The 19,557-nt window shown below is 65.7% G+C and carries 14 protein-coding genes and 3 tRNA genes; 12 read left to right on the top strand and 5 right to left on the bottom strand.

Annotated features, from left to right (window positions below):
- Both E3O49_RS09605 and E3O49_RS09600 read right to left on the bottom strand, forming a co-directional pair.
- The coding region (locus tag E3O49_RS09605) for an NlpC/P60 family protein (protein ID WP_134451425.1) at positions 1–906 on the bottom strand (906 nt) is incomplete at its 3' end.
- Positions 899–2,257, bottom strand: coding sequence for a M23 family metallopeptidase (locus tag E3O49_RS09600; RefSeq protein ID WP_134451423.1), 1,359 nt, complete (start codon positions 2,255–2,257; stop codon positions 899–901). The genes E3O49_RS09600 and E3O49_RS09605, both read right to left, overlap by 8 nt.
- A gap of 275 nt (positions 2,258–2,532) precedes the next feature.
- Here E3O49_RS09600 and E3O49_RS09595 point away from each other — a divergent pair.
- From E3O49_RS09595 to E3O49_RS09585, 3 genes are all read left to right on the top strand, one after another.
- Positions 2,533–2,605: transfer RNA gene (locus tag E3O49_RS09595), tRNA-Glu, on the top strand.
- 109 nt (positions 2,606–2,714) lie between these two features.
- A tRNA-Asp gene (locus E3O49_RS09590) sits at positions 2,715–2,788 on the top strand.
- Positions 2,789–2,858: 70 nt separating this feature from the next.
- Positions 2,859–2,931 (top strand) — tRNA-Phe (locus tag E3O49_RS09585).
- Between the two features lie 65 nt (positions 2,932–2,996).
- Here E3O49_RS09585 and E3O49_RS09580 read toward each other — a convergent pair.
- On the bottom strand, positions 2,997–4,061 hold the full coding sequence (locus E3O49_RS09580; RefSeq protein ID WP_134409870.1) for a Gfo/Idh/MocA family protein: 1,065 nt from the start codon (positions 4,059–4,061) through the stop codon (positions 2,997–2,999).
- A 394-nt stretch (positions 4,062–4,455) separates the two neighbouring features.
- Between E3O49_RS09580 and E3O49_RS09575 the strand changes: the two genes are divergently transcribed.
- The 3 genes from E3O49_RS09575 to E3O49_RS09565 all read left to right on the top strand — a co-directional run bounded on the left by E3O49_RS09575 (position 4,456) and on the right by E3O49_RS09565 (position 8,219).
- A complete protein-coding gene (locus E3O49_RS09575) occupies positions 4,456–5,994 on the top strand; it encodes a sugar transferase (RefSeq protein ID WP_241976097.1) in 1,539 nt (512 codons plus the stop codon).
- Between the two features lie 44 nt (positions 5,995–6,038).
- Positions 6,039–6,497, top strand: coding sequence for an FAD synthase family protein (locus E3O49_RS09570; RefSeq protein WP_241976099.1), 459 nt, complete (start codon positions 6,039–6,041; stop codon positions 6,495–6,497).
- A 243-nt stretch (positions 6,498–6,740) separates the two neighbouring features.
- Entirely contained in the window at positions 6,741–8,219 is a 1,479-nt protein-coding gene (locus tag E3O49_RS09565; protein WP_134451422.1) for a family 16 glycosylhydrolase, read from the top strand.
- A gap of 75 nt (positions 8,220–8,294) precedes the next feature.
- Here the strand turns inward: E3O49_RS09565 and E3O49_RS09560 are convergent, their stop codons facing one another.
- Positions 8,295–9,224 (bottom strand): glycosyltransferase family 2 protein, encoded by a 930-nt coding sequence (locus E3O49_RS09560; protein WP_134367892.1) that lies wholly within the window; start codon positions 9,222–9,224, stop codon positions 8,295–8,297.
- A 34-nt stretch (positions 9,225–9,258) separates the two neighbouring features.
- Positions 9,259–10,599, bottom strand: a complete 1,341-nt coding sequence (locus tag E3O49_RS09555; protein WP_134367890.1) for an O-antigen ligase family protein — start codon at positions 10,597–10,599, stop codon at positions 9,259–9,261.
- 124 nt (positions 10,600–10,723) lie between these two features.
- Between E3O49_RS09555 and E3O49_RS09550 the strand changes: the two genes are divergently transcribed.
- The 6 genes from E3O49_RS09550 to E3O49_RS09525 all read left to right on the top strand — a co-directional run bounded on the left by E3O49_RS09550 (position 10,724) and on the right by E3O49_RS09525 (position 19,500).
- Positions 10,724–12,271 carry a YveK family protein gene (locus E3O49_RS09550; RefSeq protein WP_134404730.1) on the top strand — a complete coding sequence of 516 codons (1,548 nt, stop codon included), beginning with the start codon at positions 10,724–10,726 and terminating at the stop codon, positions 12,269–12,271.
- 11 nt (positions 12,272–12,282) lie between these two features.
- Positions 12,283–13,035: a WecB/TagA/CpsF family glycosyltransferase gene (locus E3O49_RS09545; protein ID WP_160141076.1), complete on the top strand. Its 753-nt coding sequence runs from the start codon at positions 12,283–12,285 to the stop codon at positions 13,033–13,035.
- A gap of 92 nt (positions 13,036–13,127) precedes the next feature.
- Positions 13,128–14,552 carry an MATE family efflux transporter gene (locus tag E3O49_RS09540; protein ID WP_160141075.1) on the top strand — a complete coding sequence of 475 codons (1,425 nt, stop codon included), beginning with the start codon at positions 13,128–13,130 and terminating at the stop codon, positions 14,550–14,552.
- Between the two features lie 181 nt (positions 14,553–14,733).
- Positions 14,734–15,375: a hypothetical protein gene (locus E3O49_RS09535; protein WP_134404732.1), complete on the top strand. Its 642-nt coding sequence runs from the start codon at positions 14,734–14,736 to the stop codon at positions 15,373–15,375.
- Positions 15,376–15,436: 61 nt separating this feature from the next.
- Entirely contained in the window at positions 15,437–16,396 is a 960-nt protein-coding gene (locus E3O49_RS09530; protein ID WP_241976101.1) for a CDP-alcohol phosphatidyltransferase family protein, read from the top strand.
- Between the two features lie 188 nt (positions 16,397–16,584).
- The gene (locus E3O49_RS09525; RefSeq protein WP_134451420.1) at positions 16,585–19,500 is read left to right on the top strand and encodes a fibrinogen-like YCDxxxxGGGW domain-containing protein; all 2,916 of its coding nucleotides are present in this window, start codon (positions 16,585–16,587) and stop codon (positions 19,498–19,500) included.
- The last annotated feature ends 57 nt before the right edge of the window (positions 19,501–19,557 follow it).

Genomic DNA, 19,557 nt, shown 5'->3' with positions numbered 1-19,557 from the left:
GGCCGGCGCCGGACGGACGGCCGCTGCGGGTGCCTGGGCCCCGGCTCCCGGCGAGGCGGCCGGTGCCTTCGCCGCGGCGGCGGCCTGCTTCGCTGCGGCGGATGCCTGCGCCCGAGCGAGAGCGGCGGCGGCGGCCACGGCATCCTGACCGGCCTGGAAGGAGCGCTCGGCCTCGGCCGTCGTGTCCTTGAGGAGCGCCAGCTGCTCGAACAGGTCGTTCGACCTCTTCTGCTCCGTCTGGAAGGCCGCCTCCGCGACCTGGGCGGCCGCGGTTGCGGCGTCGTAGGTGGTCACGGACTCGGCCGAGAGGCGGGCACGTTCCGCGGTGGCGGCGGTGGCCTGCTCGCCCAGAGCCTCGGCGGTGTTCTTGTCCTGCACGGCCTGGTTGTAGATCGTTTCGGATTGCTCGCCCAGCTTGCTGGCCGTGCCCAGCTGGTGCAGCAGGTCGTCGGCGCCGTCCCCGTTGAGGAAGAGATTGAGCGACAGGTCCTGCGCCCCCGTCTTGGCGAGGTGGGCTGCGATCAGACCGGCCCGCATCCGGGATGTCGCCGCGCGCTTATTCGCGGACGTGGCCTGGCCCAGCAGGCTGGCCTCGCGAACCGTGGCGGCGTCAAGATCGTCCCGGGCCACTCGATAGGCCTCGGCGGCGATCCGCGACGACTTCGACGCGGCATCCGCCCGCACCTGCAGGTCGCCCAGCAGCCCGGTGATCGTGACGATCTCGGCCTGCTTGGTCGCCTCGCTCTGCTTGGCCTTCTGCACGTCGTCCCAGCTGGGATACCCCGGTTCGGCGAACGCCGCCGGAGTAACTCCTGCTGCGGATGCCGCGACCGCCCCGACCGCGACGGCCGCGAACAGCCGGGCGGGAGTGTGCCGAATCGAGCCTCGGGCGGTGTCTTTAGCCAAGGGAAGCTCCTCGGTCGGCCATGAACGGAGCAGGGTTGATCTGGTTGCCGTTGGTGCGAACCTCGAAGTGCAGGTGGCAGCCGCTGGCCGCTCCCGTTTCGCCGACGCTGGCGATCCGCTGCCCGGCCGAGACGCTCTGGCCGTTCGAGACACCGATGCCTCCGGGCCGGATGTGGGCGTAGCCGGTGGATATCCCGCCGGCGTGCTGGATCAGGACGAAGTTGCCGTACGTGCCGTACCCGCCCGCATAGATCACGGTGCCGCTGCTGGCCGCGTAGATCGACGCGCCGCAGCCGGCGCCGAGGTCGGTGCCACTGTGGAAGCCCTTGCTGCAGCCGTCGCTGCCGCAGATCACCGCGCGCGGACCGTAACCATCCGTGATCCGCCCATTGGCGGGAACTGCCCAGCCGCCACCACCGCCGCCGCCGCCGCTACTGCTGCCGCTGCTACTACTCCGGTTGGCGGCCGCTGCCGCTGCCGCGGCGGCCGCTCTGGCTTCGGCCGCGGCCTGCTCCACCCGCACCCGCTCGGCCTCGATCGCGGCGAGGCGGGCCCGCTCGATCACGCCGGCCTCGTACCCCGCCGCCGTCGTCGCCTGGGCGTCCTGCATGAAGGCGAGCTGGGCGTTGAGCTCGATGCTCTTCGCCTCCGACTCGGCCAGCGCGTCGGTGGCGGCCTGCGCGGCTTCCTGCGCCGCGACGAGGGCGGCCTCGGCGGCCACCCGCAGGGTTTCACGTTCGGATTGGGCGATCTTGGCCTGGTCGCCGAGGGACTGGGCCGCGTTCCGTGCGGTCTGCGCCTCCTCGTAGACGCCGGTGCTGCGCTCGACGAGCTTGCTCATGCTGCCGAGCTTCGACAGGAGCGCATCCGCACCCTCGCTGCTGTCCTGGCCGTCGAGGAAGAGGTTGACGCTCAGATCGGTACCGCCCGTGCGGTAGAGCTGCGCGGCCAGCTGGCCGGCCTGGCGCGTGGCCGTCTGGGCAACCGCGGTGCTGGCGTCGGCCTGCTGCTGCAGGTCGACGGCACGGCGGCTTGCCTCGTCGAACTTCTCCTGGGCGACCTGGAGTTCGGCGCCGCGCGCCTCGGACTCGGCCTGCGTCTGCTTGACCTGGTCCTGCAGATTCGCGATCAGGTTCTGGATCTGGGTGACCTGCGTCGCCGCCGCCGCCGTATTGGACTTGGCGTTCTGCAGGTCCTGCCAGGTCGGGTAGTCCACGGCCTGGGCGGACCCAGCCGGGCCGACGAGCGTGACACACAGGGCAAGGGCCGCGATGAAACCGGTGATCAGACTCAGAGGTCGACGACGGATGCGGGCACCCCCAGGTGACCGGAGACCCCCCAGTCGCTTCATTGCTTCGCGGCCATTCGGATGTGCCGTGCGCTTCATTACTCCCCGATCGGGCTCGTTAATCACAGCAATCACTGTGTTAACTCTTCTTCACAGTAACAACATGAGGTTATAAACACCCCTCCTGAACCTAAACCGGCTCCACCCAACCGGCCCGCAATTCACGGGCGTGGCGGCACAAGACGTCGCTAGCGACACGCTCACGGGACACGATTTGGGATTTCCCGGCAGCAGACCGTATGCTTATGCGTCGGAAGCCATGCGGTTTATGGCGTCTTGGCCCCATCGTTTAGCGGCCTAGGACGGCGCCCTTTCACGGCGTTAACACGGGTTCGAATCCCGTTGGGGCTACGCAAGAATGCAAGTCTGAATGTGCAAGAATGAACAAGTACGAAAAACGCAGTAAAAGCTCAGCAGTGAAAATCAGTTGGTTCAGAAGATCGATTGATTCTCATCACGAGGCCCTGTAGCGCAGTTGGTTAGCGCGCCGCCCTGTCACGGCGGAGGTCGCCGGTTCAAGTCCGGTCAGGGTCGCAAAGGAAGCAAGCCCTTTCGAAAGAAGGGGTTTTTTTCCTTGGAAAGCGACTTCTCGAGGTTTCTTTCTGGCCCTGTAGCTCAGTTGGTAGAGCGTTCGACTGAAAATCGAAAGGTCACCGGATCGACGCCGGTCGGGGCCACTGAAGGTCACTCCCAGGCTTCTACTGGGGTGGCCTTCTTTTTTTGTCCCGGGGCCTCACCGTGCTCACGCAGGCCCCCGCGCCGCCAGCCGATCTTCGTCGAGTGCCCGTGCGGAGCCGGCCGTAGCCAGACTCCGGGTCGCCGCTTCCAGCACGGATAGCACCCGAAGCCCCGCCTCACCGTCGGTGCGCGGCGCCCTCAGCTGACGGATGCTGTCCGCGAACTCGCAGGCCATCGCACCCAGCGCCTCCAGCTCGGAGACTATCGGCGACCCGGGGTTCCCCGGTCGATAGGGAAGGGTCGCGGTCGTCTGTTCTGCCCCGTCCAGGGCCTGCGAGCCGAAGTCCCCGCCACGGTCATAGACGCTCACCGTCTGTTGTGGGTTGAGGTCGTCCCACAGCACGGTGCATTTCGTGCCACCGACGATCATCCGGCGGATCCTGGTGGGGCTGAGCCGATTGACGTACACCTGGGCAGTGGCACCGTTCGCCAGAGGCAGGAGAAGGTATCCGACGCAGGCCTTACCCGTCCCGAGCGGGTCGTCTCCCTGCGCGGACACGCTCAGTGGCCGGAGTCCGCCCGGCAGGATGAAATCGAGGACGGACAGATCGTGGGGTGCAAGGTCCCAGAACACGTCCATCTCCGGTTGGATGAGGCCCGGTTCGATGCGCAGGGAATCAATGAACAGGATGTCGCCGAGCGAGCCCTCCTGGATCAGGTCCCGGATCGTCAGAACGGCCGGCGCGTAGCAGTAGGCGTGGACCGCCATCAGCACCAGGCCTCGCTCAGCGGCGGCCCGCACCATGTCGCGCCCGCGCGCCCCGGTGTCGGCGAGGGGCATTTCGACCATGACGTGTTTACCGGCGCTGAGGGCGGCCCTGGTGATGCCGTGATGCGTCCGTGCCGGGGTGGCGACGGCCACAGCGTCCAGGTCTTCGGCGTCCAGCAGTTCGCTGAGGGCCGTCACCGCCCGTGCGCCGTCAAGCGTGTCTGCCACCTTCCGAGCGCGGTCGCGGTCGATGTCGCAGATGGCGACAAGCTCCCAGCGGGGACTGTTGTGAAAGTTTCGGGCCAGGTTCGCCCCCCGAGCCCCCGCGCCGATGACGGCGATGCGCAGCTTAGGAGTCACTTTTTCCCAATCCTGATGTGCGTTGAGTCAACGGGTGAATGCGTCGCCGGAGAGATGAGGTTTACTCACGACGCAGAGGGTGCCACGGGTTGCCGTCCCGCGCACCCCCCCTTTTCGGGGTACGAGCCGTCCCGCGCGTTCCGGGGTATGGTCGGCCCGCAAGCAGTTGAATTTTCATCATTTATTTTTTCGCCCGGGCAATCTCGTTCCCTAGACGGGAGCGCCCGGGCGCTGCCAGTCCCGATCTGTACACCCGAGATGCAGGGGGATCCGTGAACACGTGCGTAACGTGTCGGCTCTTTTGTCGACCCATTTTGACCGGCCCCACCCAGGCCGAACTCCGAGCGCTTCATCGCGCCCAGCCCCGCATGACCGGTGGCGGGGTGAGGCTACCGTGACGGACCCACGACCGCACCTGCCCTTCGCGGGGCGTCTCCCTCTCGCCCAGCCGAAGCTTGCACTGGTGCCGGCACCGGCGCTCGAGGCCCCGGTCAGCGTCGATGCGAAGACCTCCGGCCTGGTCTGGGCCAGGCAGTTCCGCGCGAAGCTCCTCGTCAGCGACGCGGGTGTCGTCATGGCCGCCGTGGCGGCAGCCCTGCTCGTCAGATTCGGCGGCGAGGGCGCCCGGGCATCCGTTGGCGGGTATCAAGCCGACTACTGGCTTGTTGCGTTGCTCATCGCGCTCAGCTGGATCGCGACCCTGGGAGTCTTCCACACCAGGGACAAGCGCGTCATCGGCATCGGGCCGACGGAGTACAAGCAGGTCATCAACGCGAGTGCGCTCGCCTTCGGGCTGCTCGCCATCGGCTTCCTCGCGTTCCAGGTCGATGTCGCGCGCGGCTTCTTCGTGCTCGCGCTCCCCCTCGGAATCTGCGGCCTCGTCCTGGAACGCTGGCTGTGGCGCCGGTGGCTCCTGCGCCAGAGGCTTTTCGGACACTACCTGGCGCGAGTCATCGTGGTCGGCAACTCAGCGGACGTTGAATACGTGGTCGGACAGATCGAGAAGGCCGGCGCCACCTATTACGTGGTCGGGGTCGCGCTCGTGAACGGTTCGAAGGCGCCGGTGACGAAAGGAAACCGAACCATTCCGGTGGTTTCCGACCTCGCACATGTCGCGGTCGCGGCCGCCGAGCTCGCCGTGGACACCGTGATCGTCGCGGGCCAGCCCGCCGGCGGGAGCGAGTACATCCGCACTCTCGGCTGGGAGCTGGAGGGGACGTCCGCCGAGCTGGTGCTGTCCAACCAGCTGACGGATGTCGCCGGTCCCCGCATCCATTTTCGGCCGGTCGAGGGGTTGCCCCTGATCCACGTTGAGATCCCGCAGTTCGAGGGTGCAAAGCACGTGGCCAAGCGCGTCCTCGACATCGGCGTGTCCGGGATCTCACTCCTCTTCTTCTGGCCGCTCCTGGTCGCCATCGCGATCGCCGTCAAGGTCGACTCGCCCGGCCCCGTCCTCTTCCACCAGGAGCGGTGCGGACGCAACGAGCGCACCTTCCAGATGATCAAGTTCCGCTCCATGGTGCAGACGGCGGAGGACGACCTCGCCGGCCTGCTCGACCAGAACGAGGCATCCGGAGCGCTCTTCAAGATTCGCAATGACCCGCGCATCACCCGGGTCGGACGGGTGCTCCGCAAGTATTCGCTGGACGAACTGCCCCAGCTCTGGAACATCCTGATCGGGAACATGAGCCTCGTCGGGCCGCGCCCCCCGCTCCCGATCGAGGTGGAAGCCTACGAGAGCCACGTGCACCGTCGCCTGTACATCAAGCCAGGCCTGACCGGGATGTGGCAGGTCAGCGGCCGGTCGAACCTGAGCTGGGAGGACAGCGTGCGGCTGGACCTCTACTACGTCGAGAACTGGTCGCTGGCCGGTGACCTGATCATCATCTGGCGCACCTTCAAGACGGTCATGCAACCGGTGGGTGCGTACTGATGAATTGGCCGCGCGGCAGACCCCGAGAACCAGGAACGGAGCACGTGGGAACTCAACGAATCGGCTACGCCGGTGGCGCCTATGACCTTTTCCACATCGGGCACCTCAACATCCTCAAGCACGCCAAAAGCCGGTGCGATCACCTGATCGCGGGTGTCGTCTCGGACGAGATGCTCAAGATCACCAAGGGCAGGGCGCCGATGATCCCCTGCGCCGAGCGGATCGAGATCGTCCGTCACATCTCCTTCGTCGACGAAGCGGTGGAGGAAGACGTGCTGGACAAGCTGGCCGCGTGGCGTGCGACGCCGTTCGACGTCTACTTCAAGGGCGATGACTGGAAGGGTACCGAGCGTGCTCGCCGCCTTGAGGTCGAGTTCGCCAAGGTGGGCGTGGTGATCGAATATTTTCCGTACACGATGGCAACCTCGAGTACTCTTCTTCGGCGTGCGCTGGAGCAACTCGCGGAACCAAATCTGGACGCGAGAATCGGCGGATCGGGTTAGGCCCCTTGTCTGCCCCGGGCCCACGAGCCTGCGGTGGAAGCCTGTGAATGCCCCGGCAAAGGCCAGAGAAAATGGGGCATACCAGTAAAGTGATCATGCCTCACGAAGTAAAAGACTCCGCGAGAAACACCCCAGACTCCGCGGAGAGAGGAAAGGGCTCCCGCACGCCATTGAAAAACACGCCCCACGGCGCAAAGATATACTGCCGCCAGGCGTGAAGCCTGTTTCGCGGCTGGGAGACACATGTTAATAGAAAAGCCAAGACGCTCAGAAACAATGAGCGCCAGGCCCGGCTCGGGCAAACGGAGAGTCTTCTTCGCTGTTGCGGCAACGGTGATATCTGCCGTCGGCGCAGTGAGTCTCACCGCACCTGCCGCCCAAGCGGCCACGATTGCCGTCGTGAACGGCAATTTCTCATCAGGCACCGCCGGCTGGGAAGGCGCAAGGAATACCCGCCTCGCCGCAACCGCCAATGGTCTGAACGGAAGCGCAGGGGCTCGATTGACGAACACCTCCAGCGCTGCCGCGACGGTGACGCTCAATGATGTCGTCGACTCGGCATCCGGTTTGATCGCAGGTCACACCTACGAGGCCACGGCGTGGGTCCGTGCGGAACAAGCGAACCAGGGAGTCATCCTTCGGCTGCTCGAAGAGGACGCCTCGTCCAGCGTCATCAGCAGCGGTCAGTCCTGGCAGTGGCGCACGGACACCAAGTGGAAGCGAATCACCACTGCCTACAAGGCCACGCGAACGTCCACCACTCTGAATATCAACGTCCTCGGTGCCAAGCTGTCCCCTGGAAACGCTCTCGTCATTGACGATGTGACCCTCGTCGACACCACCAACGCCGCACCGGTTCCTGCTCCTGCTCCTGCTCCTGCTCCTGCTCCTGCTCCTGCTCCTGCTCCAGCTCCAGCTCCAGCTCCAGCTCCAGCTCCAGCTCCTGCTCCGGCCCCGGCCGGATGGAACCTGGCCTGGGCGGACGAGTTCAACGGATCAACGGTCAACCGTGACGCCTGGAACGTCGACAACAACTCGACCTATGGCGATGGCAACAACGAGCTTGCCTGCCTGATGGACCGCCCGGAGAACGTCAACGTCTCCAGCGGCGTGCTGACCATCACCGCCCGCAAGGAAGCCACCCCGATCAAGTGCGGCACCAACGACCCGCGCTTCCCCGGGGGGCGTTCGTACACCTCAGGCATGCTGAGCACCAAGAACAAGGTGGACTTCGAATACGGCCGGTTCGAGATCAGCGCCAAGACGCCGCTCAACCAGGGCACCTCCAAGGGGCTGTGGCCGGCATTCTGGATGCGGCCGACGACGGGTGGAATCGGTGAACTCGACATCCTCGAGGCTGTCGGTACTGCCAAGGGCGAGGCCTTCAGCGCCAACCAAATCTCCCAGACCATCCACTACGACTACGTGGGAACACACCCCCGGCAGGTCACGAACTACGACCTTCCGGTCGGCACCACGGCGGACGGATTCCACGACTATGCCGTCGAGTGGGCACCCGGCTCCATCACGTGGTACGTCGACGGCGTGCTGACGTTCGAGCGCAACTTGTCCACAACCTCCTGGCTTGACCAGGCCTTCGTCAAGCAGTTCTACATCCGGCTCAACATGGCCGTCGGTGGAAACTGGCCTGGATCACCGACCGCGGACACAGTCTTCCCCGCGGCCTACCAGGTTGACTACGTGCGGGTCTACAAGCGCTGACCCCAGCGACTCGCCAACGTCCCAGCCCTCACCGGTTTTCTCCGGTGAGGGCTGGGCCGTCGGTGTCGAGCCAGGTCACAAACCACGGCCACTCCGGTTGACGGCGCTGACGAGGGCGCCCGCCGGTACCAGTCGCGCGGCAATCGCCATCGCGGCGTACGCACGAAGTTGGGAACGGTCGTGGCGGAGGGTGCTTCGTGCCCAGCGGAATGCCTCACCGTGCTCCCCGAGGGCCGCCAGCGCAAACGCAATCTGACCCTCTATACGAGCCGAGCCCTGCGCGCTCTGGGCGAATTCCGGATGCTTGCTCAGCAGGTAGGTGAGTCCGTCTGCGATGCCGCGCCACTTCCCGGCGAAGAACGATGTCCGGTTCCAATGCACGATGACCAGCGGCTCGCCCACCCCGAGAATGTGACCGACTCTCGCCGCGCGGAGGAGGAAGTCGTAATCCTCGCCGTAGGAGGCCGGCAACTCCTCGTCGACCAGCCCGATTCGCTCCACCACATCGCATCGCCGCATCAGGAACGAGGACGGGTGAATCTCCGTGGTCCGAGAGCGGATGAGATCCGCAAACTCCGTTCGCTCCGGTGGTAGCCGGTCCACCATCCGCCCGGCGGTGGCGATCCGGATGCCCGTCGCGACCAGCACCGCCTCCGGATCGCCCGTCCAGGCCTCGATCTGCCGGCGAAGTTTGCCGGGCAGCCATTCATCATCATCGTCACAGAAGGCGATGAGATCCCCCGTCCCCGCTTGGATCCCGGTATTCCGGCCGCCGGCAAGCCCCGGCGTCCGTGTGTTCGGCACAGTGCGGACATGCCGGCGCACGGCGGGGATATCGATGTCTTCCAGCGGGTCGACAGCAGTCTGGTCGAAGACGATGGTCAGGGTGATCTCCCCGCCGTAATCCTGACAAAGGATGGACCGCACCGCGGCCCGCAGCAGTTCCGGCCTCCCTCGCGTGGCGATGATGACGTCGACGCTCTCTGGCGCACTTTCCTTCAACATTTCGGGCCACCTCTCCGGTTAGTGAACGACAGCGTCAGATCTGACGAACCCGGGACGGCTGAGATTTCAGCGGGGCCGGCTCGGCATCTTCTGTCGGACGCAGGGCAACGGCTGCGGCCAGCATGGCCACCATGAGCCCAGTGGTCATAATGCCGTAGTACAGCGATTCCACAAGGGTGACCAGTATCACTGTGTTGCACGCCAGGCCGGCGGGGTCCCGCTCGCGAACTGAACGAAAGAATGCCCAGGCGAGCCATCCCATGAAAAGGGCCGCTCCCGGGAAGCCGTGGGAGAACATCACCATCCAGAACTGACCTTGAGTGCCGACGGAGGGCGCGCCGGGCGTCTCGGAGGGCCGTGGTGCCCCGTAGCCGAAGACCGGTTGCTCGAGGGTTCTTGTGAATGCCTCGACGTACAGGTCAGCGCGGTCCTCGGTCGATGAGCTGACTTCAACCCGGTGGTCGAGCCTGTCCGCGACCGGGAGGGCCGCCCAGGCACCCGCCGCGACCAAAGACAGCCCGGCGAGCGCTGCAATCGCGCGAACGTTTCCGCTGAGGACGGAGCGAAGCAAAACGTAGGCCAACGCCAACGCCAGTCCGAGGAACATCCCGCGGTTTAAAGTGAGGAACGCGGGCACGAAAGAAAGCGGAATGAGCGGCAGCAGCCACCAGAATCGTCGCTCGCGCCGCACCATGACGAGGTATGCGACCACCATCGGTGAGAGTGCGGAGTACGCGTTCCCCCAGCCGTTTGTGTAGAGGAAGGGGGCGCTGGGCCGAGGATCGATCGGTGCCCACGCGTCCGGGCTGTATTGGGTGACGCGGCGAACGACCATCTCCCGGATGAGGTCGTTCGAGCTCAACGACGACGGCAGCACCATGCCCAGCGGGGTGTCGATGGAGAACAGCGGCCAGAACACTCCGAGGTACCCGCCCGCCACGACGATCAGCCAGAACACCGTCAGGACTCCCAGCACATATCTCGCCGTCAGGGTGGCACGCGCGTTGTACACGTACAGGAACACCACTGTCACGGTGACGTACAGCAGCGCCCGGTAGACGAACCCGAGGAGGCGTCCTCCACTGTCGATGCCGATGACCGAACAACCCATCCACAGCAGGAAGAGCAGCCAAATACCCAGGCCTCGCGGCGCCCGGATCTCTCCATGCCTGAGGAGGAGCAGGAGCATGACCGCGGCAAGGGCGATCCACATAGCCTCGCCCGGACCGAGCAGCCACCAAATGGGGAACAGAACGAACATCGCCGTGAGCGGCCAGCGAGGCAGGTCGGGTGTCGTCGCCGATCCCTGCCAGACCGAGATGTCGCCCCATCTGGGGGCCCGGCGCCACCGGCCCTCCGTTCGCAATGAACGCATCTGCCCACCCTCCAATTGGGGACAGGCACAAAACTGAGGGCCCATCACTTTTTTGTGTAGATCACATTACTATGCCTGCAGTCGGGCCAGTTGGCCCCCATTCGGCCAGAGTTGGGTGTGGAGTATGTCGCAACAGTCAGATGCTGCAACCGTGGGACTGGGTTACTACTGGTTCGTCCTTCGCCGCCAGTGGCTCGTCGTCCTCGCCGGGGTCGTGCTCGGCGGGCTGGCGGCCCTGGTGCTATTCGCCGCGTACCCCCCGCCCGTGAAGGCGACGGCCGTCGTCAACCTCCGCATCATTTCGACAGACCCGTTCGACACGTCCAAACAAGCATCGAATCTGCTCGACGGCACGACCGAAACACAGATTGCCACCTCGTACACCGTGGCACTCGCTGCCGCGAAGAAGATGGGGTCCGGTGTGACGCCGGACGAGGTGCGGCGCAACCTGGAGGTTGATTCGACAAGCGGCGCGTCCATCGTGCATATCAACTATGCCGCGCCGACGAGCGAGCAAGCCAGGGTGGGCGCGGATGCCGTTGCACAGTCGTACCTGGCCTATCGGACCTCCCGTGCCCAATCCAAGCTCGATACCATCCTGCAAGGGGTTGAAGCTCGCCGCACCACCCTGGGCACCCAGCTGACTGATGCCAACTCACGCATCAGTGGAGCCGAAGCCGGGACTCTCGCGGCCAATCAGGCAACGAGCGACCGTGACCTCGTGACCATCGAGCTCAACGCCTTGCTGGGGCAGAAAGGGGCGCTCGAGCAGGTCGACACCGAGGGTGGAGAGGTGATTTCGGAGGCCGCCCGCAACGAGGTGGTTGCGCCGAGCCTGGTGCAGTGGCTACTCATCGGCCTCCTGGCCGGCGGCGTGGTCGGCGTCGTGATCGCATTCCTGGTGAATCGGTTCGACCACCGGATGCGCAACGCTAACGAGGTTCGCCGGGCAACGGATGCCCCGGTCCTTGCCGACGTCAATTCCGTCGTGGCGTCGATTCCTCAGGACGAGGCCACGCTCGAGCAGCTTCGGACGGCGCGCGAACGCATCTTCGCAGACCTGCCGCACGATGCCCAGGTCATCGCGTTCGTCGACGACACTCCCGCCGAGTTGTTCTTCGACATCCCGGTGAACCTCGCCCTGGTGACGGCAGCGTCAGGCGTGCCGAGCACTCTTATCCTGCCCAACGCGTCCCCCGGCCTCAAACGGATGCTGCGCACCAGCCTCGACCTGACCGACCCGATAGTCAAAGACGACGGCGAAATCCACCAGAGTGGACTCGCGCGTCAGCTGACGGTTTCATTCCCCTCGGGTGGCGCACCGGCCCTCGCGCCACGGCGTGCAGGAGAGCTGCATTTTGTCGTGATCGGGCGCAGCGCATCCCAGTCGAGCGCCCTGGCCGCCCTGCGGCTGTCAGATGCCCTCGTCCTCATCGCGGTCAAGCATCGGACCCGGGCCGATGACGCGGAACAGATCCTCGACGAAGCGTCACGGCTGGCCATCACCTTCCTGGGCACCGTCCTTGTGCCGCACGACCGAATCGTGCGCACTCAGGTCGAGGACCCTGCGGTAGACGGGCGCGCCGCCCCCATGGCCGATTCCGTCGACGTCGACACCCACACCGACGCCGACGCCGACTCCGACTCCCTGCTCCCGGCGGCAAAACCATGACCACCATTCGAATGGACAACGTGCGGGTGATCAATGTGCCGGTGAGCCGGCTCACCGGTGCCGAGATCGTGGAAACCATCATTCAGTGGACCGCTGTCCGGGGCACCCGGGTGGCAGTCGGCGTCAACGCTGCGGTGTGCAACCTGGCGGCCACAGACAGGGGCTTCCGCAAGGTGCTGCGGGGGGCGGACCTACGGTACCCCGACGGTCAATCGATTGTCTGGGCATCCAGGCTCCTGGGCGCTGGGCTTCCCGAGCGAATCGCGACCACCGATCTGATCAACCCGCTCGCGGCGGTCGCGGCGGAGCGGGGCAAGCGCATTTTTCTCTACGGCAGCAAGCCGGGCGTCGCCGCCCGCGCAGCTGCCCGACTCCGCGAAGCCAATCCCGGACTGGTCATCGACGGTCGCGACGGCTACACGGCGCCCGGCGAGGTGTTGCAGGTCATCGACGAGATCAACGCGTTCAAGCCGGACCTCCTGTTCGTGGGCTTGGGTGACCCGATGCAGCAGTACTGGATCGAGGCGCACCGGCACCAGCTCAACGCTCACGTGATCTTGACCTGCGGGGGGCTTTTCGACTGGGCCAGTGGCGATAACCGGCGTGCGCCACGGTGGATGCTCTCCTCGGGCCTGGAATGGCTGTGGCGCCTGATGCTCGAGCCTCGGCGGCTTGCCTCCCGCTATCTGATCGGCAACCCGGCTTTCATCCTGCGGCTCGCGCGGCAACTCCTGCGCAGGCGGACACGGGTCATCCTCCCGTGACCGAAGTAAAAGTAGGAGTCATCGACAACAGCTCTGGGAAACTGGCGCGCGAAGGCGCGGCGGGTTTCCTGGGTGCGGCGACGAGCGCCTTCATGGGATTTGTCCTGACTGTGGTCCTGGCCCGTGTCCTGGGTGATACCGGGTCCGGGGTGATCCTGCAAGCGATAGCTGTCTTCACCATTGTGTTGAGCCTCGCGCGGGCGGGGATGGACTCGGTGGCCGTGTGGATCATGCCGCGCCTCAGCGCCAACGATCCGTCGAAGATCCGGGGCACCCTCGCCATGATGTTCCTGGTCACGGCAGCGTGCGGCATCGTCTGCGCGATCGGGATGATCGCCCTCGCGCCGACGTTCGCCCTGTCGGGTGACCGTCATGCCGCCGATGTGGCCCAGGCGATCGCTGCCGCCGGCTGGTTCCTGCCGGCGGGAGCTTTGATGCTCGTGGCGCTGGCCGCGACCAGGGGTCTGGGTGGGGTTCTGCCCTACGTCAGCGTGGGAAGCATCGCCATGCCCAGCCTTCGTACCGGTGGTGTCTGGCTGGTGGCGATCGCCGGAGGGTCACTGGTCGCCGTGACGGTGGCCTGGGCGGCACCGGTGGTCATCGCCCTCGTCGCGGCCCTCGTCGTACTCGGCTTCCAAGTGAGGCGCCACGAAAGAGCCGCCGGCCTGCGGGGCGTCTGGCGCGTCCAGCCGGCGCTCCGAACGAGCGTGGTGATGTACGCGCTCCCCCGCGTCCTGTCCGCCGGGTTGGAGCAGTCGATCCTCTGGCTGGGCATACTCATCGTCGGATTCCTCGCCGGTTCAGCCTCCGCCGGCGTCTACGGCGGCGCCAGCCGTCTCGTGGCGGCGGGGTTCATCGTCGACACGGCGCTGCGGATCGTGGTCTCGACCCGATTCAGCGCACTGTTGTTCGCGAAGAAGTTCGCCGATATCGAGCATTTGTATCGAACCGCCGCCATTTGGCTCGTCCTGATCAGCACCCCCATCTACGTGGTGCTAGCCGCGTTCGCACCGGTCGTGCTCCGCCTGCTGGGACCGGGCTTCGAGGCGGGAGCAGGGGTGCTCGTGATCCTCTGTGTCGGCGCCGTCCTGACATTCACCGCCGGCAACATTCATTCGGTTCTGCTGATGAGTGGGCGCAGCGGTTGGGCTGCCTTCAACAAGGCGGTCGTCCTGGTCATCAACGTTCTCGGCAACGTGATCCTCGTCCCCCTGATCGGCATCAACGGCGCCGCGATCTCGTGGGCGTTGAGCATGCTGATCGACGCCATGCTCGCGGCCGCCGAGGTGCGCCATTTCATCGGCATCAGAATCTGGGCGCCGACGATCGCTTACGCCCTAGTGATCCCCATCGCGACCTTCGGCATCCCCGCGCTCATACTGCTCCAGACACTGGGAGAGACGATGCTCGCCTTGGTATTGACCCTGGCGATCGGCGCAGCCCTCTTTCTCGTGTGGTGCGCACTCGACCGGAAGCGACTGCACCTCACCGACCTCGTTCGGTTCACCCGCGCCTGACGAAAGGAACGTCACAACGCAAGGGGCTCGGCGATTTGAGAAGTCGGGCTATCTTAAGAGAAATTTCGAGCATGTTTCATTTATCTCCCTGCGTGAACCTGCGCGTATGTGAACCCGACACAGGAGACCACTTGTGAAAGATCAGGACATTCCCACGCGACGTCGACGGCGGGCAAAAAGGATGCTGGGCGCGGCCGCTGTTGCCGTCGTCGCGCTGACCGCGGCCGCCTATTTCTCCTGGCCGGTCCAGTCCGAAGCGAACACACCCGCGGGCGGCACACGCCTTTCGAGCGAATCCGCTTCACCGCGTGGAACCAACACGCCCGGCAGCACCCCCGCGCCCGCGGCCCCAGAACCCGGCCCCGCTCCCGCCGAAGCACCCGGGCCAGCCACCAAGCCCGGCGCCCCAGAGCCCTTGCCACCCGAACAAGCCACCGCGGCGGTGGAGAAGTTCCTAAAGGCCTCCGTCGCGGTGGACCCGACAGGTTCGGGCGCCACCGACGACCTGACCGCGGCGGCGTCCGGGGCCATCCTCGCCGAAGCCCAGAACGACACGCAGGAGCTGGAAACGAATGGCTGGAAACGTGAGGGCGCCGCCACCATCGAGGCCCTGACGATCGTGCGGTCAGACCCAGCGGCCGATCCCGCCACCGTCGTCGCCCAGGCCTGCGTCGACTCCAGCAAGGTTCGAACGCTCGACGCCGACGGTGAGCCGGTCGGCACTCCCGGCACGCAGCGAGCTTTGAACCTCTATACGTTGCAGTACATCTCCGGCGCCTGGAAAGTCGTCGCCCGGTCGTTTCCGGACGACTTCGCCTGCTGATCGAGTTGGTTCCACTCACTACCGTGCCGAATGGGCACCGATTAAAGTCAAAGGAGTCCCCGTGTCGCCCAACCGGAAGCCGATTCGTCCCTTGCTTTCCAGCCGCCGGGCCGTGGCCACGGGGCTCACGGGTCTCGTGAAACCCAATCCTGGCTTCGAATCAGCGGCGGTGACCCCGAGCCCTGTCGATTATCCCGGAGCCGGCGGGGCGGCTTCCGCCGCAGCAGCGAAGCGGAGGCACGGCTCGGTCTGGTTCGGCCCCAACCAGGAGCGGACGCACCGGTATCGCGAAGCGCTCACCGGACTGAACGCCGCCCAGAAACCGGGCATCGGCGTGCCTGCCTACACGCGCTGGGTGAACCGGCGCCTCGGCCGCTATGCGGCTGCGGCAGCCTTTGCCATGCACTGGACTCCGAACGCCGTCACGGCACTCAGCGCGACCTTCTCGCTCGCGGCGATCGCGCTCCTGGTTACCGGCGATCCCCGACCATGGGTGGGCGTCCTCGTGGCGATCCTGCTCGCGACGGGTTATCTGCTTGATTCCGCGGATGGCCAGGTTGCCCGCCTGCAGCACACGGGCAGCCCGGCCGGAGAGTGGCTGGACCATGTGGTGGACGCGTGGCGAACTCCGGCGATTCACCTCGCAGTGCTGGTCGGATTCTCGATCCAGGGTCAGCCGTCCTGGGTTCTCGCAGTGGTGCTGGGCTATTGCCTGGTGAGCGTGGTCGAATTCATGAGCCAGATCCTCGCCGAACAATTATCCAAACCGCACTCGACGCCAACCCCCGAGGCGGGCCCAACACGGTCTTTTCTGCTGTTGCCGACCGACACGGGAGCCTTCTGCTGGATGTTTCTCCTGTGGGGACTCCCGCCAATTTTCGTCATCGCGTATACCGCGATGTTCGCCGTGAACCTTCTGCACACCGTGATTTCTATGCGTCGTAAGTACATCAATCTGCGCACCGCCAACGGTGCCGGCCCCGCCGGAGGCAGAACGTCGCACAGAGCCCGCAACGCCTAGACCACTCCGGATCGCCGTCACCGCCCCCCATTTGCCACTCGAACGGGGGGGGGCTTTTACCAAATTGCAATCGGGCTATGCTGCGCACATTGCTGATTTTCTCTCACGTTTGCTTGTTGACGCGGCGAGGACGATCGGCTGCTGTGACCATCGTCCGCCTGTAACCCGAACTACAGGAGATCATCACCGTGAAAATCACCCCGACCCTGCCCCGCCCCCGCGACCCGAAAGCCGGGACGATGAGCAATCACATCGCGCGCAACCCACGGCGGAACGGCCGTTCGACGACCGGACGCCTCGGGGTCCTGGCGGCAGCCGGCGTCATTCTCGCCTCGGTGTTGGTACCTGTGGGTGCCAGTGCGGCGCCAGCATCACCCGACGGCCTCTCCGAAGCCACGGCAGCAGCGTCCTGCTGGGAGATCAAGCAGGTCACACCCGCTGCGCCCAGCGGCGTGTACTGGTTGAACACACCACTACTCGGGTCCGCCGGACAGTTCTACTGTGATCAGGACACCACCGGTGGCGGTTGGGTACTGGTCGGACGGGGCAGGAGCGGATGGTCCGAGTCCGATGAAGGCCAGGGGGCCGCCGCCGAGGTTCGCAGCACGATAACCGGCCAGGCGGCGTTCGCCCCGAAGCAGCTCTCCAGCGTGGTGATCGGAGCGCTCCTGAACGGACAGTCCGTGAAATCTCTGCCGGACGGCATCCGTCTGCGGCGCGCCGCCGACATCGCCGGAACAACGTGGCAGGAGAGCACCTTCACGTTTTCCTCGCCACGCGATGAGTGGTCGTGGATGTTCAACAACGAACAGCGAGTCGCGTCCTGGCGGATCGGCACCCTCTCCGGCACCGGCGGCCAAACCAGCGCCTTCGGATCGGGCACCGCCCTGAATCGAATTGAAACCGTGACCGGAGCCAATCAGGGCTGGCAGCCCGGGTTCGGGTTCGGGACGGCCGCCCGCGGGTCGAGCGATGCCGCCAGCTATCTCTGGGCCCCGAGCGCCACCGCCGGAAACCCCCGACCCTTCACACAGGTCTATCTTCGCCCCCAGCTGCTGAGCAGCGCCATCTACAGCGCCATCCCCGATGCAGGGACGGCCAAGTACCAGAAGGCGGGCTCCGCCGAAAGCTTCGCCAAACCGACGGTGTGGGGAGTCAGTGGACTGGGCGCCGGCCCCAACTCGGTGGAAGGCAGCAACGAAGTGTCTGCCTTCGCTGAAGGCAACGGCGTCGTATACGTCGGCGGTAACTTCCTCACGGTGCAGAAGACGTCGGCAGGTGCCAGCCAGGTTGCACAGCCCTATCTCGCAGCGTTCGACGTGAAGACCGGCGAGTTCATTTCGTCATTCCGTCCGACGTTCGACAAGCAGGTCAAAGCACTGGCCGTGCTGCCGGACGGGCGGATCGCGGCCGGCGGTTATTTCACGCAGGTCAACGGAGCGGCTCGCGCCGGCCTGGTCGTCCTGGATCCCGCGACGGGCGCCACGAGCACCACCTTCACCACGACGCTGATCAACAACCTCAGCGGCGGGGTGCCGATTGTTCGTGCCCTGGACGTGCAGGACAACTTGCTGTACGTCGGTGGGACATTCACCCATATGACCGGCGGCTCGGCCACGAGTCCGGTCTACATTCGAGCGGCGGGCCGGGTTTCCGTCACGGACGGAACCCCCGACCGCACCTGGAACCCCGAGTTCAACGGCACGGTGATGGCGCTCGATGCGTCTCCGAAGAAAGACCGGGTCTATTTCGCGGGGTACTTCACCGCCTCGAAGACGACCGCGGCCGTCAAGGGCGCCGCGCTGAACGCGGCAGACGCGTCGGTCGTCCCCTGGACCATCGACTTCTCCAGCACCGCCAACTACCAGCAGGCGGTCAAGGAAGTCGGCGACAAGGTCTGGATCGGCGGGTCAGAGCACATGCTGTACAGCTACGACCGAACGGGCATGACCGAGACGAGCACCAACGTCGGCAAGTCGGGTGGTGACTTCCAGGCCATCTCCAGTGACGGGACAACGGTCTACGGCGGATGCCACTGCTTCTACACGAATTACGCCGGCGCCCGACGGTGGCCGTCGGTGGGCACGGGCTGGACCCGGGCCACGAAGATCAGCAGCGCGGGTGCGTGGGACAACGTCACCGGCAAGCCCATCTCGACGTTCAGCCCGATGGTCAGCCAGCGAAACGGTGCCGGCGCGTGGGCGCTGTTCAACGATTCGACGGGCGTCACCTGGTTCGGCGGTGACTACGAGGCGTCGGTGAAGTCCAACTTCGCCAAGCAGTGGTCAGGCGGTTTCGTCCGCTTCGCGCAGAATGACACGCAGGCTCCCAGTGCCCCGTCCGGGCTCTCGGTAACGCCCTCGGGTGCGAATGATGTGCTGAAGTGGAGCGGTTCCACCGACAACCGCGCCGGGCTGTCGTACCAGGTGCTCCGTGACGACCGAGTGGTTGCGACGACAGGCTCGCTCACCGTGACACTGCCCGCAGCGGCCGTCGGAACGAAGTACTTCGTGCGGGCCGCCGACAGCGCCGGTAACTGGTCCGCCAGCACACCGGCCACCGTGGTCGCCGCAGCGCCCGCTCCGGAGCCTCAGCCGGTGACGACGACATTCGTCAACACCGGTGCGACCTGGGCCTACTCGTTCGGCGCAACGGCGCCTCCGGCCGGGTGGCAAGCGCCGGAATACGACTCCTCCACGTGGTCGACCGGTGCGGCGCCGCTCGGTTGGGGCCAGGCACTCCTGGGCACGACTCTCACGTCCCCCGATCCCAAGCCGCTCACGTCGTACTACCGCAAGTCATTCGATGTGGCCGATGCGACGAAGGTGGCAACGATGACGCTCACCACGCGCGCTGACGACGGCATCGTCGCCTACGTCAACGGAGTGGAAGTTCTGCGCAAGAACATCAACGCCGGCGCCGTGACGTCCACGACCTACGCCACCGTGGCGGTATCCGCATCCACCGCGGTCGCCAACCCGGTGACAGTCAGCGTTCCCGGGTCGGCACTCAGAACCGGCGCCAACGTCATCGCGGTGGAGGTGCATTCCAACTACAAGTCGACCCCCAGCCACAGCTTCGAGCTGTCGGCAGTGGGTCAGTGAGCCCAGTGCAGCTGAAACGACTGCCGCTTCGCCGGCCGGCCCGCGCCGGCCGGCGAA

This window comes from Cryobacterium shii (genome assembly GCF_004402595.1).
Lineage (GTDB): Bacteria > Actinomycetota > Actinomycetes > Actinomycetales > Microbacteriaceae > Cryobacterium > Cryobacterium shii.
Note: the sequence above shows the minus strand (reverse complement) of the source record. Positions and strands in the feature narration are given on the sequence as shown.

What these genes read in the sequence shown, in the direction of transcription:
- E3O49_RS09600 (WP_134451423.1), bottom strand. Translation starts at nt 2,257, where the DNA reads ATGAAGCGACTGGGGGGTCTCCGGTCACCTGGGGGTGCCCGCATCCGT.
- E3O49_RS09565 (WP_134451422.1), top strand. Translation starts at nt 6,741, where the DNA reads ATGTTAATAGAAAAGCCAAGACGCTCAGAAACAATGAGCGCCAGGCCC.
- E3O49_RS09560 (WP_134367892.1), bottom strand. Translation starts at nt 9,224, where the DNA reads ATGTTGAAGGAAAGTGCGCCAGAGAGCGTCGACGTCATCATCGCCACG.
- E3O49_RS09555 (WP_134367890.1), bottom strand. Translation starts at nt 10,599, where the DNA reads ATGCGTTCATTGCGAACGGAGGGCCGGTGGCGCCGGGCCCCCAGATGG.
- E3O49_RS09550 (WP_134404730.1), top strand. Translation starts at nt 10,724, where the DNA reads ATGTCGCAACAGTCAGATGCTGCAACCGTGGGACTGGGTTACTACTGG.
- E3O49_RS09545 (WP_160141076.1), top strand. Translation starts at nt 12,283, where the DNA reads ATGGACAACGTGCGGGTGATCAATGTGCCGGTGAGCCGGCTCACCGGT.
- E3O49_RS09540 (WP_160141075.1), top strand. Translation starts at nt 13,128, where the DNA reads ATGGGATTTGTCCTGACTGTGGTCCTGGCCCGTGTCCTGGGTGATACC.
- E3O49_RS09535 (WP_134404732.1), top strand. Translation starts at nt 14,734, where the DNA reads ATGCTGGGCGCGGCCGCTGTTGCCGTCGTCGCGCTGACCGCGGCCGCC.